The organism is Flavobacterium sp. (assembly GCF_035299005.1).
Classification (GTDB): Bacteria; Bacteroidota; Bacteroidia; order Flavobacteriales; family Flavobacteriaceae; genus Flavobacterium.
The window spans coordinates 205,508-221,176 of sequence record NZ_DATGXL010000014.1 but is presented as its reverse complement, the minus strand read 5'-3'; the positions used below and the strand labels follow the sequence as shown (position 1 = coordinate 221,176).

At 32.2% G+C, this 15,669-nt stretch carries 14 protein-coding genes; 9 read left to right on the top strand and 5 right to left on the bottom strand.

Annotated features, from left to right (window positions below):
* Positions 1-10: 10 nt before the first annotated feature.
* Complete coding sequence (locus VK164_RS09855) at positions 11-1,135, bottom strand: hydrogenase small subunit (RefSeq protein ID WP_324209175.1); 1,125 nt, start codon at positions 1,133-1,135, stop codon at positions 11-13.
* Between the two features lie 204 nt (positions 1,136-1,339).
* Between VK164_RS09855 and hypA the strand changes: the two genes are divergently transcribed.
* From hypA to bioA, 8 genes are all read left to right on the top strand, one after another.
* Positions 1,340-1,681, top strand: a complete 342-nt coding sequence (gene hypA, locus VK164_RS09850; protein WP_324209174.1) for a hydrogenase maturation nickel metallochaperone HypA — start codon at positions 1,340-1,342, stop codon at positions 1,679-1,681.
* 5 nt (positions 1,682-1,686) lie between these two features.
* Positions 1,687-2,517 (top strand): hydrogenase nickel incorporation protein HypB, encoded by an 831-nt coding sequence (gene hypB / locus VK164_RS09845; RefSeq protein WP_324209173.1) that lies wholly within the window; start codon positions 1,687-1,689, stop codon positions 2,515-2,517.
* A 2-nt stretch (positions 2,518-2,519) separates the two neighbouring features.
* Entirely contained in the window at positions 2,520-2,759 is a 240-nt protein-coding gene (locus tag VK164_RS09840; RefSeq protein ID WP_324209172.1) for a HypC/HybG/HupF family hydrogenase formation chaperone, read from the top strand.
* Position 2,760: 1 nt separating this feature from the next.
* Positions 2,761-3,780 carry a hydrogenase expression/formation protein HypE gene (gene hypE, locus VK164_RS09835; protein ID WP_324209171.1) on the top strand — a complete coding sequence of 340 codons (1,020 nt, stop codon included), beginning with the start codon at positions 2,761-2,763 and terminating at the stop codon, positions 3,778-3,780.
* Between the two features lie 78 nt (positions 3,781-3,858).
* Positions 3,859-5,001, top strand: a complete 1,143-nt coding sequence (locus tag VK164_RS09830) for a pyridoxal phosphate-dependent aminotransferase family protein (protein ID WP_324209170.1) — start codon at positions 3,859-3,861, stop codon at positions 4,999-5,001.
* Positions 5,002-5,005: 4 nt separating this feature from the next.
* Positions 5,006-5,434 carry a DUF2007 domain-containing protein gene (locus VK164_RS09825; RefSeq protein WP_324209169.1) on the top strand — a complete coding sequence of 143 codons (429 nt, stop codon included), beginning with the start codon at positions 5,006-5,008 and terminating at the stop codon, positions 5,432-5,434.
* Positions 5,431-6,048, top strand: a complete 618-nt coding sequence (gene bioD / locus VK164_RS09820; protein ID WP_324209168.1) for a dethiobiotin synthase — start codon at positions 5,431-5,433, stop codon at positions 6,046-6,048. The genes VK164_RS09825 and bioD overlap by 4 nt, the downstream gene beginning before the upstream one ends.
* Before the next feature lie 100 nt (positions 6,049-6,148).
* Positions 6,149-7,423, top strand: coding sequence for an adenosylmethionine--8-amino-7-oxononanoate transaminase (gene bioA, locus VK164_RS09815; RefSeq protein ID WP_324209167.1), 1,275 nt, complete (start codon positions 6,149-6,151; stop codon positions 7,421-7,423).
* 51 nt (positions 7,424-7,474) lie between these two features.
* On the opposite strand, the gene VK164_RS09810 is transcribed toward bioA, so the two are convergent.
* The 4 genes from VK164_RS09810 to VK164_RS09795 form a co-directional block, all read right to left on the bottom strand.
* Positions 7,475-8,170, bottom strand: a complete 696-nt coding sequence (locus VK164_RS09810; protein WP_324209166.1) for a zinc metallopeptidase — start codon at positions 8,168-8,170, stop codon at positions 7,475-7,477.
* 167 nt (positions 8,171-8,337) lie between these two features.
* Positions 8,338-11,376, bottom strand: a complete 3,039-nt coding sequence (locus VK164_RS09805; RefSeq protein WP_324209165.1) for a leucine--tRNA ligase — start codon at positions 11,374-11,376, stop codon at positions 8,338-8,340.
* 84 nt (positions 11,377-11,460) lie between these two features.
* Positions 11,461-12,990 carry a hypothetical protein gene (locus VK164_RS09800; RefSeq protein WP_324209164.1) on the bottom strand — a complete coding sequence of 510 codons (1,530 nt, stop codon included), beginning with the start codon at positions 12,988-12,990 and terminating at the stop codon, positions 11,461-11,463.
* A gap of 3 nt (positions 12,991-12,993) precedes the next feature.
* Positions 12,994-14,670 (bottom strand): WG repeat-containing protein, encoded by a 1,677-nt coding sequence (locus VK164_RS09795; protein WP_324209163.1) that lies wholly within the window; start codon positions 14,668-14,670, stop codon positions 12,994-12,996.
* A 115-nt stretch (positions 14,671-14,785) separates the two neighbouring features.
* Here VK164_RS09795 and VK164_RS09790 point away from each other — a divergent pair, with 115 nt between their 5' ends.
* Complete coding sequence (locus VK164_RS09790; RefSeq protein ID WP_324209162.1) at positions 14,786-15,661, top strand: cell division protein FtsX; 876 nt, start codon at positions 14,786-14,788, stop codon at positions 15,659-15,661.
* The last annotated feature ends 8 nt before the right edge of the window (positions 15,662-15,669 follow it).

The following is a 15,669-nucleotide window of genomic DNA, read 5'->3' as shown; positions in this document are numbered from 1 at the left end:
ATTTTAAGGTTTAATTTTCTAATTGTTTTTCATTAATAATACCTTGGTCTGCTCTACGTTTCAAATCATCTTTTTTTGCAATATTTGAGACTATAGCGTGTGCTCCAAGTCCAACAGCTACAGCTCCTAAAGCAACTTTTCCAAGGGTGTCTGCATCAGATTCTGCGCCAGCAACTTCTACGGAGGTGTCTCTCGTGTAAAAACTTCCTGCGTCCCAAAAATCTTTAGCACTACAGCCGATACATCCATGACCTGATTGGATAGGATAACTTACGCCACCATTCCATTTCATGTTACCACAAGAATTGTATGTACTTGGGCCCTTGCACCCAACTTTATATAAACAATATCCTTTTTTAGCATTTTCATCGTCAAAGTTTTCTGCAAATAAACCAGCATCAAAATAAGGTCTTCTGTAGCAACTGTCGTGAACGCGTTTAGAATAAAATGCTTTTGGACGACCTGCACTATCTAATTCAGGTAGTTTACCAAAAGCAACTACGTGAACTATAATTCCAGCCATAACCTCTCCAATTGGAGGGCAACCAGGAACGTTAATTATAGGTTTGTCTGTAATTATTTTATGAATTGGAACTGCTCCTGTAGGATTTGGTTTGGCAGCTTGAACACACCCAGAAGTAGCACAACTTCCCCAAGCAATAATTGCTTTAGCTCCAGCTGCTGATTCTTTTAAAATGTCAACTGCACTTCTTCCTCCTATACAACAATATTGACCGTCAGCTCCTAAAGGGACTGACCCTTCAACACAAAGAATATATTCTCCTTTGTATTTGTTCATTGTTGCTTGTTTTGCAGCCTCGGCTTGATGTCCAGAAGCAGCCATTAATGTTAAAGTGTAATCTAATGATATTTTATCTAAAATAATATCCGCAACAATAGGATGATCAGAACGAATAAATGATTCACTACAACAAGTACATTCTTGAAAATGTTCCCATATAACAGGTAGTCTTGGTGTTTTTTCTAAAGCTTTGGCAATTTGACCAATTGCAGAACTTTGAACACCCATATAGGCTCCAATATATGCAACAAATTTTAAGAAGTCTCTCCTGTCATATCCTTGTCTTTCAATACTTTGTAGATAGGTTTCGTTAGTTTCTTTCTTACTTCCCATATGGTTTGGTTTTAATGACATTAATATAATTAATTAACATTTTTACTAAAAAATTAACAATGATTAATCAATTCTATCAAAATTATAGTTCTTATTTATAATAAAACATGATAATTATCATGTTTTAAATTGACTTATTTAGCAAAATTGTATCCCTTTAAATGAATTAATATTTATATTTGTTAAACACTATAAATCAGCGATATGCACGAACTTTCAGTTGTTTCTTCAATTGTTAAAACTGCCGAACAGGAAGCACAGAAGATCAATGGTAAAAAAGTACTTGAGATTTATCTAGAAATTGGTAAACTATCTGGTGTAGAAATGGATTCATTTCATTTTGTTTGGCCTCAATGCATTACTAATAGTGTTTTAGAAAACGCAAAATTATTCATTGATGAACCATCTGGAAAAGCAAAATGTGTCGAATGTGAAACCGAATTTGAAGTAGAAAAACTCTATGATAGTTGTCCAAAATGTAATAGTCCGTTTAAAGAAATTTTAGTTGGAAAAGAATTAAAAATTAAGAAGCTAATTATAAAATAAAAACTATGTGTACCACTTGCGGATGCAGTTCAAATGAAAACGAAATACGATTCACAAAAATAGGAGAAGTTCATGCACATTCTCACGATGGACATTGTCATCATCACAATCATCATGATCACGATCATGAACATCATCATCACAACCATGATATCGATCACAACCACCAACATCATTCTCACGAAATTAGCGTGGTGCAATTGGAGAAAGATATTTTGCACAAAAACCAATTAACTGCCGAAAGAAATCGCGGTTTTTTTGAAGCGTTAAATATATTTTCCATCAATTTGGTGAGTTCACCAGGTTCGGGAAAAACTTCTTTGTTAGAGCGAACTATTGCTGATTTGAAAGACAAAGTTTCGTTTTCGGTTATTGAAGGCGATCAACAAACTACAAATGACGCCGATCGAATTCACAAACTAAATGTACCTGTAATTCAAATCAATACTGGAAAGGGATGCCATTTGGATAGCGAAATGATTGCTAAAGCTGTTAAAGAATTGAAACCAACACAAAATTCGATTATGATGATTGAAAATGTTGGAAATTTGGTCTGTCCAGCGATGTTTGACTTGGGTGAATCCAAGCGAGTGGTGATTATTTCGGTTACCGAAGGCGAAGATAAACCGTTGAAATATCCAGATATGTTTTATGGTTCCCAAGTTTGTATCATTAATAAAATTGATTTATTACCATACTTGAGATTTGATATAGAAAAATTAAAAGAGTCGGCTCGAAAAGTAAATCCGCATTTAGAATTTTTTGAAGTTTCGGCTACTTCTGGTGAAGGATTAGAACCTTGGTATAATTATTTAACCCAATCTGTAAATCAATAATTATGTGTTTAGCAGTTCCAGGAAGACTTGAAAGAATAACGACCGAACTAGATGAAACATTTCGTATAGGAGAAGTGTCGTTTGAAGGTATTACTAAAGAAGTGAATTTGACTTTGGTTCCAGACGCTAAAATCGGCGATTATTTATTGGTACACGTGGGTGCTGCCATTGGAATTGTTGATGAAGAAGAAGCCAAACGAACCATGGCCGTTTTGAAAGAAATGGGCGAAGATATTGTATAATATGAGTACGAATCCTTCAGCTTCAGAATCCATCAATTTACACCACGGAAGCGGTGGTGAACACATGACCAAATTGCTCAATGAAGTTATTTTAAAAACTTTAAGAAATGACATTTTAGATGTGCGTCATGATGGCGCTTTTATTAATTTACAAGGGAATTTGGCATTTTCTACTGATAGTTATGTGATTTCCCCAATCTTTTTCAAAGGCGGAAATATTGGTGAATTAGCAGTAAATGGAACAGTAAACGATTTATCAATGTGTGGTGCCGTTCCGAAATATTTGTCGTTGGGATTGATAATTGAAGAAGGTTTTGGCTTGGATGATTTCACAAAAATTATTCAGTCGATTAAAACTGCTGCCGATAAATCTGGCGTTTTTATTGTGACTGGAGATACTAAAGTGGTAGAACGCGGCAAAGGAGATAAAATTTACATCAACACTTCAGGAGTTGGTGTGGTACACGACAAAGCTGATATCAAAATTAAGAACATAAAAGAAAATGATGCTGTCATTATCAACGGTCCAATTGCTTCTCACGGAATGGCGATTATGTCGGAACGTGAAGGTTTGCAATTTGAGAGTGATATTGTAAGCGACACCACCAATTTGAATTATATCGTTTTTGATTTGATAGAAAAATTTGGCGATAAAATTCATTTTCTCCGTGACGCGACTCGAGGCGGATTGGCGTCTGTTTTGCACGAAATTACAACCGAAAGTAATTTAGGAATCGATTTATTAGATGAAAATATAAAAGTCGAAACCCAAGTAAAAAGTGCTTGTGAATTACTTGGATTGGACCCATTGTATGTGGCTAACGAAGGGCTTTTCACTTGTATCGTTGCGTCAGAAATTAAAGAAGAAGTTTTGGCCATATTGCAAAAAACAAACAAGAATGCTTCAATTATAGGTTCAATATCGTCTAATCATCCTTCTAAAATTATAATTGAAAGTGCTTTTGGCGGAAAACGTGTTGTAAATCCTTTAATTGGTGAACAATTACCTCGTATTTGTTAATAATTTAAAATAGAGAAATAAATTTCATAAGACGATATAAAATAGGCATTTCATTTAGATTTTCTACATTTGTACTCTATGAAATTATTTCCAAAATCATTACATGAGAAATTAAATAGTCGTATTGCTAATAATGCTTTGCGAGTTTTACCTGTTCAAAATAATTTGATAGATTTTTCATCTAATGATTATCTTGGATTTGCTAGAAATGAAGCTATTTTTAGTCAAACACATCAATTACTTTTAGAGAAAGAAATAAAAGTAAATGGTGCAACAGGTTCAAGATTGATTTCTGGAAACCATAATTTATATACAGAGACTGAAGATTTTATTGCTAATTTTCATCAAACAGAATCGGCTTTGATTTTTAATTCTGGATATGATGCTAATGTTGGCTTTTTTAGTGCTGTTCCACAACGAAATGATATAATTCTATATGATGAATTGTGTCATGCTTCAATTCGAGATGGGATTCAAATGAGCCGTGCAAAAGCTTATAAGTTTCAACACAATGATACAGAAGATTTAGAAGCATTGCTTTCAAAATTTCAAGCCGAAAATTATGTAATTTATGTGGTAACTGAAACCGTTTTTTCAATGGATGGTGATGTGCCAAATATTGAACAACTTGTTTTAATTTGTGAAAAATATAAAGCCTATTTAGTAGTTGATGAAGCACATGCCTTGGGTGTTTTTGGTGAAAAAGGCGAAGGTGTTTCTCAGTCTTTAGGTTTTCATAATGCTGTTTTTGCTAGAATCATGACTTTTGGGAAAGGATTGGGTTGTCATGGTGCAGCCATTTTAGGGAGCCAAGAATTAAAAAATTACTTGCTTAATTTTGCTCGAAGTTTTATTTATACTACAGGACTTTCTCCACATTCTGTAGCTACTATTTTAACGGCTTATAAGTATCTTACTACTGAAAAAGAGATAATTAATGATTTAAAAGAAAATATTCAATACTTTAACCAACAAAAAATGCAGCTTGGTTTAAAACCTTTATTTGTTTACAGTAAATCTGCGATTCAATGTGCGATTATTCCAGGGAATGAAAAAGTAAAAAACATTGCTTTTCAATTGCAAGAAAAAGGGTTTGATGTAAAGGCAATTCTTTCGCCAACTGTTCCTGAAGGACAAGAAAGATTGCGTTTTTGTTTACATTCTTATAATTCAAAAGAAGAAATTTTAAATGTTTTAACACAATTAAATCAAGCATTTTAAAATAATGGAAAAAGAGACTTTTACACTAATAGGAACATATCAATATTCATCAGAAGCGATGATTTATAAAGGTAGGCTGGAAGCTGAAGAAATAGAAGTTTACTTAAGAGATAACAATACGATTGATACAAATCCAATGTATAGTAATGCTGTTGGTGGTGTTAAATTATTTGTAAAGCAGCAAGATTTTCACAAAGCAAAATCAATTTTAGATCAAATCAGTAAATCTTCTTTAGATGATGATAATAAATTGATTCAATGCCCTAATTGTAATACTGCAGATGTAAATTTAATTACAACAATAAAGGACAAAAAGACTTTTTTAGGTTTTATTGCGGTGTTTTTGTTTGGAGGATTACCATTATTCGTAAATTATTTATATCAATGTAACTCCTGCGGATATCAATTTGAAACAAAAAACAGAGAAAAATGAAACTATTCATCACAGGAATTGGCACCGATGTGGGTAAAACAATAACTTCTTCCATTATTGTGGAAGCATTAGAAGCGGATTACTGGAAGCCAATTCAAGCAGGGGATTTAGATCATTCCGACAGTCATAAAATTCAAAAATTTATATCAAATCGTAAAACTGTAATTCACGAGAGTAGTTATAAATTAAACACACCTGCAAGCCCACATTTGGCAGCAAAATTAGATGAAGTTACGATTGATTTGAAAGCAATAAAAGAGCCCAAAACAAAAAACAACTTAGTGATAGAAGGAGCTGGTGGTGTTTTTGTTCCTTTAAACAGTAGTGATTGTATTATTGATTTAATTCAAAAGGATTATAAAGTAATTGTGGTTTCAAGGCATTATTTAGGAAGCATTAACCACACATTATTAACAATCGAAGCATTAAAAAGCCGAAAAATTAAAATCGCCGGAATTATTTTTTCTGGGGATGAAAATGAAGCAACGGAGGAAATTATTCTTTCCAAGACAGGTGTTACATGTATTGGACGAATTGACAATGAACCTTATTTTGACCAAAATGTAATTCGATATTATGCTGATAAATTTTATGATAATCTTATAGCATTATAAGTATTTATAAAAGGAAAAAAAGCCATATTGTTTATCTTTGCTAATTAATTATAAGAATAGCTAGAGTCTTTCTCTTTCCTATTTTTCCTATTTTTTTACAATGAACCTTTCTGAAAAAGATATTTTATATAATTGGCATCCTTATACCCAGCACAAAACAGCATTCCCTCATCCTGTAATAGTGAAAGGGGAAGGTGTATTACTTTGGGACGAAACAGGAAAAGAATATATTGATGCTATTTCCAGTTGGTGGGTAAATCCTTTTGGTCATGGTAATTCATTTATTGCAAATGCGATTTATAAACAGTTAACCACATTAGAGCATGTTCTTTTTGGTGGATTTACTCATGAACCTGCTATTTTGCTTTCTGAAAAGTTAGCCCAAATTTTACCACAAAACCAAAAAAAGTTTTTCTATTCTGATAATGGTTCAACCGCAGTAGAAGTTGCGCTCAAAGTGGCTATGCAATATTTTTACAACAAAGGAGACAAACGAACTAAAATTATTGCTTTTGAAAATGCTTTTCATGGAGATACTTTTGGAGCGATGGCAGCGAGTGGAATTTCTTTTTTTACAGAGGCTTTCATAGGTTCTTTACTAGAAGTAGTTCGTATTCCAGTTCCAACGCTTGAAAACGAAAAAGAGGTTATTGAAACTTTCAAAGAATTGGTTGAAACTAATGAATATGCCGCTTTTATTTTTGAGCCTTTAGTGCAAGGTGCCGCAGGAATGGTTATGTATGCGCCAGAAACTTTAGATGAATTAATTCGCATTTCCAAAGCAAATAATGTTTTTACAATTGCGGATGAAGTAATGACAGGTTTTGGTAAAACGGGTAAAATTTTTGCATGTGATTATCTTATCGAAAAACCAGATATGATGTGTTTATCAAAAGCATTAACAGGCGGAACAATTCCTATGGCGGTCACTAGTTTTTCGCAAGAAGTTTTTGATGGTTTTTATGCCGATGACACAAATAAAGCATTATTTCATGGACATACTTTTACAGCAAATCCAACTGGTTGTGCAGCTGCTTTGGCAAGTATTTCATTATTATTAAAGCAAGAAATGAAAGATAATATTCAGCAAGTAAATCTGCAACATAGAATATTTGAACAACGAATCAAAACCCATCCAAGAGTGAAGACGACTAGAGTTTTAGGGGTTATTTTTGCATTGGAAATTAAGGTAGAAAATGAGCAAGCTTATTATGGTGATTTACGAAATAAATTATATGCTTTTTTTATAGAAAATGGTATTATTTTACGTCCAGTAGGTAACATCATTTATATTTTACCACCCTATATTATTGATAATTTTCATCTTGAAAAAATATATGGTGTAATTGAAAAAGCACTAGAAGAAGTTTACTAAAACAAAAAATCCGCTTTATTGCGGATTTTTTTATTTGTATAGATTTTATTTTTAATCTCTTGATCCTAAAATTCTAACTGCCCAATATAATAAAGAGGCTAATGCTCCTAAAGCAGCAACAACATAGGTTCTAGCCGCCCATTTTAAAGAATCTTCAGCACCTGCATATTCTTCTTGACTTAACATGTTTTTGTTTTTTAACCAAGCCAAAGCTCTGTTACTGGCGTCATATTCTACAGGTAAAGTAATAAAACTAAAAGCAGTAGCAATTGCCATTAAAACTAATCCTGCAAAAGCAACATAAAAACCAATTCCAGATTTAGAAGCAAAACCTAAAATCAAACCTCCCATAATTAACCATTGTGACATGCTTGATGAAACGTTTACCATTGGTACCATTTTAGAACGCATGGTTAGCCACTGATAGGCTTGCGCATGTTGTACTGCGTGACCACATTCGTGAGCGGCAACTGCAGCTGCGGCAGCATTTCTTTGATTATAAACCGCCTCTGATAAGTTAACCGTTTTATTTACTGGATTGTAATGGTCTGTTAATTGCCCGGGTGTAGAAATAACTTGAACACCTCTAATTCCGTGATCAGCAAGCATTTTTTCTGCAATTTCGGCACCACTCATCCCGTTGCGTAAGATAACTTTTGAATAGTGTGCAAATTTGCTTTTTAAACGATTACTTACTAACCAACTCACTAGAGCAATAGCTCCAATCATTATATAATATCCTAACATAGTTTATGGATTTTAAAATTTAAAGTTATAATTTAAATATCAAATTGTGCGCCAATTTTGGTAAATGACAACTTGACATTTATTATACGTAAAAAGTGAAAAATGTTACAAAAAATCCCAAATTTTTAAGTTTGGGATTTGAAGTTTTAATTTTTAGAATTTTGTTGTTATCCCACCAAATTGATAATTTTACCCGGAACGATAATAATATTCTTTGGTGTATTTCCTGCTAATTGTGCAATTGTTCTTTCGTCTGCTAGAACAATTTCTTGAATTTGCTCTTTGGTTAAATCTAAAGGTAACTTAATAGTAAAACGCATTTTTCCATTGAACGAAACAGGATATTCTTTTTCAGATTCTACTAAATATTTTTCTTCAAATTTTGGAAAAGATACGGTTGCAATAGAACCATCGTGACCTAAACCACTCCATAATTCTTCTGCGATATGTGGCGCATAAGGAGAAACTAAAATGGCTAAAGGTTCTAAAATAGCTCTGTGATTACATTTTAATTGTTGCAATTCGTTTACACAAATCATAAATTGTGAAACTGACGTATTGAAAGAGAAATTCTCGATATCTTCTGTTACTTTTTTGATGGTTTTGTGTAACGATTTGTACATTTCTGCCGTAGGTTCTTCATCTTTAATTACCGAACCGTTGTCATCAAAATACAATCTCCATAATTTCTTCAAGAATCCAGAGACTCCTGTTATACCAGCTGTATTCCATGGTTTTGCTTGTTCTAATGGGCCTAAGAACATTTCATACAAACGCAATGTATCCGCACCATATTCATTACAAATATCATCTGGATTGACAACATTGTATTTCGATTTCGACATTTTTTCTACTTCGCGACCTACTATATATTTTTCATCTTCTAAAATGAATTCAGCATCTTTATAATCAGTATATAATGGATGTGATTTGAATTTTTCAATGTCTAATTCGTTAGTAACATCATTAATACATGATAAATCAACGTGAATTGGAGTTGTAACTAAATCAAAAGTAATATTTCTCTTAGTTAACTCTTCCTTGAGTAATAAAAATTGCGTACCTAACTCATTATCAACTTCAACATTTTTACCTTCATTTTTCAAATTAACAATGCTTCTAAATTTCATAAGAACTTCAGAATATTTCTTGGATAAGAAAACTGTTCTTGTTTTTTTTGTATCATCAATACTAACTGATGGAAGTCTATACACAAAAGCACTCATTCCCAAAATCATTCCTTGATTAATCAATTTCTTGAATGGTTCTTCTGTTGGAGCGAAACCTCTATCTTTTAAGAATTTGTTCCAAAAACGAGAGTATAATAAATGTCCGGTTGCGTGCTCGCTTCCGCCAATGTATAAATCTACGTTTTCCCAATATTTTAATGCTTCTTCATTCGCAAATTCTTCTTCGTTGTGTGCATCCATATAACGCATCCAATACCATGAAGAACCTGCCCAACCTGGCATCGTATTCAATTCTAATGGAAAAACTTTCACGTTATCTATCAACTCACAACTCACAACTCCGGACTTTTCAACGTCCCAAGCCCAAACGGTTGCGTTTCCTAATGGTGGTTGACCGTCTTCGGTTGGTAAATATTTTTCAACTTCTGGTAAAACAATTGGCAAGTGTTTTTTGTCAATCATTTGTGGTAAACCATTCACATAATATACTGGAAAAGGTTCTCCCCAATAGCGTTGGCGAGAGAAAACAGCATCACGTAAACGGTAATTTACTTTGGCATTTCCTGCGCCTATTTTTTCTAATTCTTCGATGATTTTCTTTGTCCCAGATTTGTAATCTAATCCGTTTAAGAAATCAGAATTTACTAATTCGAAACCGCTTTTTTCTCCAAAAGCTGCTTCTGAAATATCTTGATTGAAAATGTTCTTAATTTCTGGCATTCCGTTAGTTCCTTTGAAGAAATTCGCGAAAGCATAATCACGCTCATCACCACATGGAACCGCCATAACTGCTCCTGTTCCGTAACCAGCCAAAACGTAATCTCCAATCCAAACTGGAATCGGTTCTTTGGTAAATGGGTGTTCAGCATAAGCACCTGTGAAAACTCCTGAAATCGTTTTAACATCTGCCATTCTTTCTCTTTCTGAACGTTTTGCTGTAGCTTCAACATAAGCTTCAACTGCAGCTTTTTGTTCTGGAGTAGTGATTTGAGCAACTAATTCGTGCTCTGGCGCTAACGTCATAAATGTTACTCCGAAAATCGTATCAGGTCGTGTTGTGAAGACATCAATATAGTCGAAGGTCGAAGGTCGAAGGTCTAAAGGTTCAGTTTGCGTTTGACTTTCCGACTTTTGACTTTTGACTTTAAATGAAACCATCGCGCCAACTGATTTTCCAATCCAATTTCTTTGGGATTCTTTGATAGATTCACTCCAGTCGATAGTTTCTAAACCTTGTAATAAACGTTCTGCATAAGCAGAAATTCGCATACTCCATTGCGTCATCTTTTTACGAACTACTGGATGTCCTCCACGTTCTGAAACGCCGTTTACAATTTCGTCATTTGCTAAAACTGTTCCTAAAGCCGGACACCAGTTTACTTCAGTTTCTGCTAAATAGGTTAATCTATATTGTAAAAGTATTTTTTGTTGTGCTGACGATGAAAATGCTTTCCAATCTTCTGATGAAAATGGTGCGATGTTATCATCACAAACTGCATTTACATTGGCATTTCCGTTTTTTTCAAATTCTTGAATTAAAGTGCAAATGCTTTCTGCTTTATCCGAATTTTTATTGTACCAAGATTCGAATAATTGAATAAAAATCCATTGTGTATGTTTGTAATATTCTGGACTTGAAGTACGTACTTCACGACTCCAATCAAAAGAAAATCCGATTTTATCTAATTGTTCACGGTAACGAGCAATATTTTCACGTGTCGTTTTTTCTGGATGTTGCCCTGTTTGAATCGCGTATTGTTCAGCAGGCAAACCAAATGAATCGTATCCTTGCGGATGCAATACATTAAAACCTTGATGTCTTTTATATCTTGCGACAATATCGGAAGCAATGTAACCTAGTGGATGCCCAACGTGTAACCCAGCTCCCGAAGGATAAGGAAACATGTCTAATACATAGTATTTTGGTTTTTCTGAATGGTTAGATGCAGCAAAAGTTTGGTTTTCTGCCCAATATTGTTGCCATTTAGCTTCGATTTTTTCGTGGTGGTATTTCATGTCCGTTTTCTGTTATCGGTTTTAGCCGAAAAATAAGGTGCAAATTTACGTTTTAAATATCAAAGTTGAAAGGGTACAAAAAAGCTATTTCTTTTCTGCCTTTACCAGACTTTCAAACTCTTCTTGGGTTACTTTTTTTGAGTTACCTTTCGATTCGTAATAGTATTCTCTGGTTTCTGTATTGGTTTTTTCGTCAAAAATGATTTTTACTCCGTGCATTAATTCGTTTCGGTAGTTGGTTTCAACAGTGCCACCGCCATACATTTTATAAATGTATTTGATTTTTTTACCGTTTACATCATAATGTGTTTCACTGTTTGAACTTGCTTCGTCATCTTTTAAAGTGTAGAACTTATTGATTCCGACAGGAAGTTTTTTGTCGTTATACTTGTTTTCGTGTAATAATTTTCCTGTTTTATCATAATATTTTATGTTGTAAACACCAGTATTTTTGTCTCTTTCTTGAATATAAAATATGGACTGATTGGCATAATAAGCCGTTTCTTTTACCAATTCATCATTTTCGTATATTGCATCAGACGATTTTTGATTGTTGTCTTTATTGTATATAGTTAAGCCGTTTCTTTTGTTGTTTTTATATTCGGTTGAACTGGTTATTTTTCCGTTTTTATAGTTAATAGATATACCATTTAAACTATCGTTTTTGTAGTTTTGTTCACGTTCAAGTTCTCCATTTACGTTGTAGTTTTTCCAAGTTCCTATTTTTTGACCCAAATCATCATAATATTCTTCTTTGATTAATTTTTTGTCATTAGAATAGGTTTTGTGTTCTCCTATTTTTTTACCAAAACTATATTCATATTTTGAAGTGATTTCTCCCTTGGTGTTATAAAATGTTACCAATCCGTGTTTTTTGCCTAGATAATATGGAATCTTTGCACTTAGATTTCCAGTATCATAGTTGTATATTTTTGCTTCACCATGAATATCTCTGCTGTTCACCATGTTGTATTCAGCTATTAATTTATTATTTACAAAGCGTTGTACTTTGCCTTTTTTCATGTCATTTGGTAAAATAAAAACATCATTATCTTCATAATACTTTAGATTTCCTACTAAATTTCCGTTTACATAGTTTCCTTCTAATATTTTTTTATCTCGGTTAGGATATGTATATCTACGAATTCCATTTTTAAGATTTTCTTTGTAGTGTGTTTCAATAACTAAATGATATTCATCATCATAAATATTGTATACACCATTAGCTTTTCCGTTTTTAAAATCAATTTCTTGAAAAGTAGATCCATTTATATGATAGATTATTTTTTTACCTTCTAAAACACCGTTTTTATATGTTGCTTCGGAGTAAATTCTAGTGTTTACATAAATACTAACTGTAGTGATTCCAAGCTTGTTTTTGGTGATTTCATAACGAATATTATCATGTGAGTTTGTTTTCTTCAACATTTCAATATCCAATAGTTTAAACGATATTTCGGCGGGATTTAATTCCCATTCGTTATAAAAGAAATTTTCAACATTTCTAATTTCTGGCATTCTGATTTGATATTCATAACCATCATTTGGATACCAATCTTGAGCAACTGATGTGAATGTAACAAAGAATATATATAGGATAAAAAACTTTTTCATGTCTTAATTTTTATAGTATAATGTACCGTTTGCATTAGCATAACCTTTTAAATTTCCATTTTTATCTTTTAAAGAAATTAACGTTATTTTAGGTAACACTTTCGGATTAGATTCGGTTGTTTTTTTATATTCTAGTTTTGGATAATTCAAATAGATATCGCCAATTTCATAGTCGAAAATAGCATCAATTATTTCAATTTTATAAGTGTTAGTATTTTGGAAAATCATACCAAATTTATTGTCTTTTTTTAAGTGGTATAATTTAGTAACAGCGCTTGTTGATGAATATTGTGGTTGCTTAAACGCTTCGTATTCGGGTTTTAATAATTCTTGTCCATTCATTTGAACGATGCCGTATTTTTTGTCAATTCGAGATTGATAAGTAATGTTTCCTTGATTAGAATATAATTTTAAGGCGGTTAATTCATCATATAGAAAAGGAAAAAGCAAACCTTTGTTGTTGGAGTAAAAACTATATTTATAACGATTGGTTTTGTTTTCTTTTTTACCCACAATAAATACAATTTCTGCATTATCATTATAGTTATTTATCGTTACAAATGTTTTGCTGATGGTGTCAAATTCAATTGCTTTTTTTACATCTGAAGTAAATAAAACACCTTGTTTTCCTTTCTTTTTATACGCTACAAAATTTTGAAAATATTGTATGGTGTCGTTTTTCTTTACATTATTATAGTAACTTTTAATCTCAATTGCTGATACTGGAATTTTTAAATCTACCGTAGTAGTTATTTTTTTCTCTTTTGGGTTATACTGATTGGATGTTTCAAACACTAATTGATTATTTACAATTTTAAAAGAGTTGGAATAATATGTTAAAGGTTTGTAATTGCGCGAAGTATCTTCTTCTCTTGGAGCTTCAGCCACAACATCATAACTATAATCGCCTTTGATGTCTTCCATTACTACAACTTCATCACCACCATAGCTTCCAGAACCGCTTCCGTATTCATCATTATATTTATATGATTTTTCCATGAATCGTTTCAAGTAAGCGTCTTCAGATTTATATAATAATTTACATTTTACTTTTTCTTTTGGTAATTTTGAAAAATCCCAAGCTTCTGTGATTAAAGCCTCGTTTTCAGATTTTTTTGTGGCAAAAACAACACTTGTCATATTGCTTTGTTTGTCTAAAATAGTGATGGAATGGTAATCTTCATACAACCATTGTGCAATAGATTTATTTATATTATCATAAATAAAAATACTTTCTGTATAATCGGTATTTAAAATGTGAAAAGCGGTTATAGAGCCATTTATATTGTCAGAACTAATAATTTGAATAATAGGTTTTTTAAGAATTGATTTTCCTTCAGGCGATACAATATCTGTGCGTTTAGTGTTGCTGTCTTCAGAAATTAAAACATAATTTCCGTTTTTTTCATACACGTTGTCATAAATAGCATCAAATAAGACTTTTCCGTTGCTTATCAAACCTCTTTTGTCTTTTATTTTTGGAATCAGAATTTCATGATTTGTCGAGTAATCTTGTTGAAATTCAAGTTTGTCAAATTTAGGTTCGATAATTATTTTTCCTTCTGGATTGCACATCCCCCATAAGTTTCCATCACGATATGGGATTGCAATATCTTGTGCAGATAGCGAAAAATAATTTAGTAAAAAGGCAATAAAAAACAAATTAATTTTGAATGACATAACATATATATTTGGAAACAAATTTACAGATAATAAATACTAAAGTTAAAACTTTGTTGTTATATTCTGTGTAAACAAAAATTCTTTACTATTTTTACAGCTTAAATACACTTTTATGGCATCATCATTTGAAAATTACAACAAGCGACGTTTAATTTCGTCTTACTTTTCGGTAGTTTTGAGTATCTTTTTAGTTTTATTCCTTTTGGGAACATTAGGTTTATTTGTAATTAATTCTAAAAAAATATCTGATGATTTTAAAGAAAATATTCCAATGACTGTTTTTTTTAATAATGAAGCAAATGATAGTTTGTTGAATTCTTTTGATGTAGAAATGAAAAATGCGAAATTCATCAAAGATTATGCATTTGTACATAAAGACAGCGCTGCTAAAAACAACGTAGATATTGTTGGTAAAGATTTTATGGAGTTTTTAGGATTTAATCCGCTTCAAAATTCATTTGATATTCACTTAAAAGGAGATTATGTAAATGCTGATAGTATCAAAAAAATTGAGCGTACAATTCGTAAAAACGAAATGGTTACCGAAATTATTTATGACAAACAATTAGTAGATTTAGTAAACAACAATGTTAAAGAGATCAGTTTTTGGATTTTAATCATCAGCGGAATTTTAACGGTTGTTGCAATGTTGTTAATTAATAGTTCATTACGTCTTTCTGTGTATTCTCACAGATTTACTATTAAAACGATGCAGATGGTTGGCGCAACTAAATCATTCATTAGAAAACCTTTTATTTGGACCAGCATTAAATTAGGATTAATTGGATCTGCCTTAGCAATTATTGGATTAATAGGCGTTGTAATTTATGTGGATGGTTTGTTTCCAAGTTTAGGAATTGCTAAAGATTATACTTCTATTGGAATTGTGATTTTTGGGGTATTAGTAGTAGGAATTATTATTACTTCAATTAGTACTTATTTTGCAACACAACGTTTCTTAAACTTAAAAACAGATGACCTTTATTAGGCCTCAGT

Excerpts from the sequence above, each read along its gene's own strand:
- VK164_RS09795 (WP_324209163.1), bottom strand. The coding sequence starts at position 14,670 with ATGTCATTCAAAATTAATTTGTTTTTTATTGCCTTTTTACTAAATTAT.
- VK164_RS09830 (WP_324209170.1), top strand. The coding sequence starts at position 3,859 with ATGAAATTATTTCCAAAATCATTACATGAGAAATTAAATAGTCGTATT.
- VK164_RS09825 (WP_324209169.1), top strand. The coding sequence starts at position 5,006 with ATGGAAAAAGAGACTTTTACACTAATAGGAACATATCAATATTCATCA.
- VK164_RS09855 (WP_324209175.1), bottom strand. The coding sequence starts at position 1,135 with ATGGGAAGTAAGAAAGAAACTAACGAAACCTATCTACAAAGTATTGAA.
- bioD (WP_324209168.1), top strand. The coding sequence starts at position 5,431 with ATGAAACTATTCATCACAGGAATTGGCACCGATGTGGGTAAAACAATA.
- VK164_RS09805 (WP_324209165.1), bottom strand. The coding sequence starts at position 11,376 with ATGAAATACCACCACGAAAAAATCGAAGCTAAATGGCAACAATATTGG.
- hypB (WP_324209173.1), top strand. The coding sequence starts at position 1,687 with ATGTGTACCACTTGCGGATGCAGTTCAAATGAAAACGAAATACGATTC.
- VK164_RS09800 (WP_324209164.1), bottom strand. The coding sequence starts at position 12,990 with ATGAAAAAGTTTTTTATCCTATATATATTCTTTGTTACATTCACATCA.
- bioA (WP_324209167.1), top strand. The coding sequence starts at position 6,149 with ATGAACCTTTCTGAAAAAGATATTTTATATAATTGGCATCCTTATACC.
- VK164_RS09810 (WP_324209166.1), bottom strand. The coding sequence starts at position 8,170 with ATGTTAGGATATTATATAATGATTGGAGCTATTGCTCTAGTGAGTTGG.
- VK164_RS09790 (WP_324209162.1), top strand. The coding sequence starts at position 14,786 with ATGGCATCATCATTTGAAAATTACAACAAGCGACGTTTAATTTCGTCT.
- hypE (WP_324209171.1), top strand. The coding sequence starts at position 2,761 with ATGAGTACGAATCCTTCAGCTTCAGAATCCATCAATTTACACCACGGA.
- hypA (WP_324209174.1), top strand. The coding sequence starts at position 1,340 with ATGCACGAACTTTCAGTTGTTTCTTCAATTGTTAAAACTGCCGAACAG.
- VK164_RS09840 (WP_324209172.1), top strand. The coding sequence starts at position 2,520 with ATGTGTTTAGCAGTTCCAGGAAGACTTGAAAGAATAACGACCGAACTA.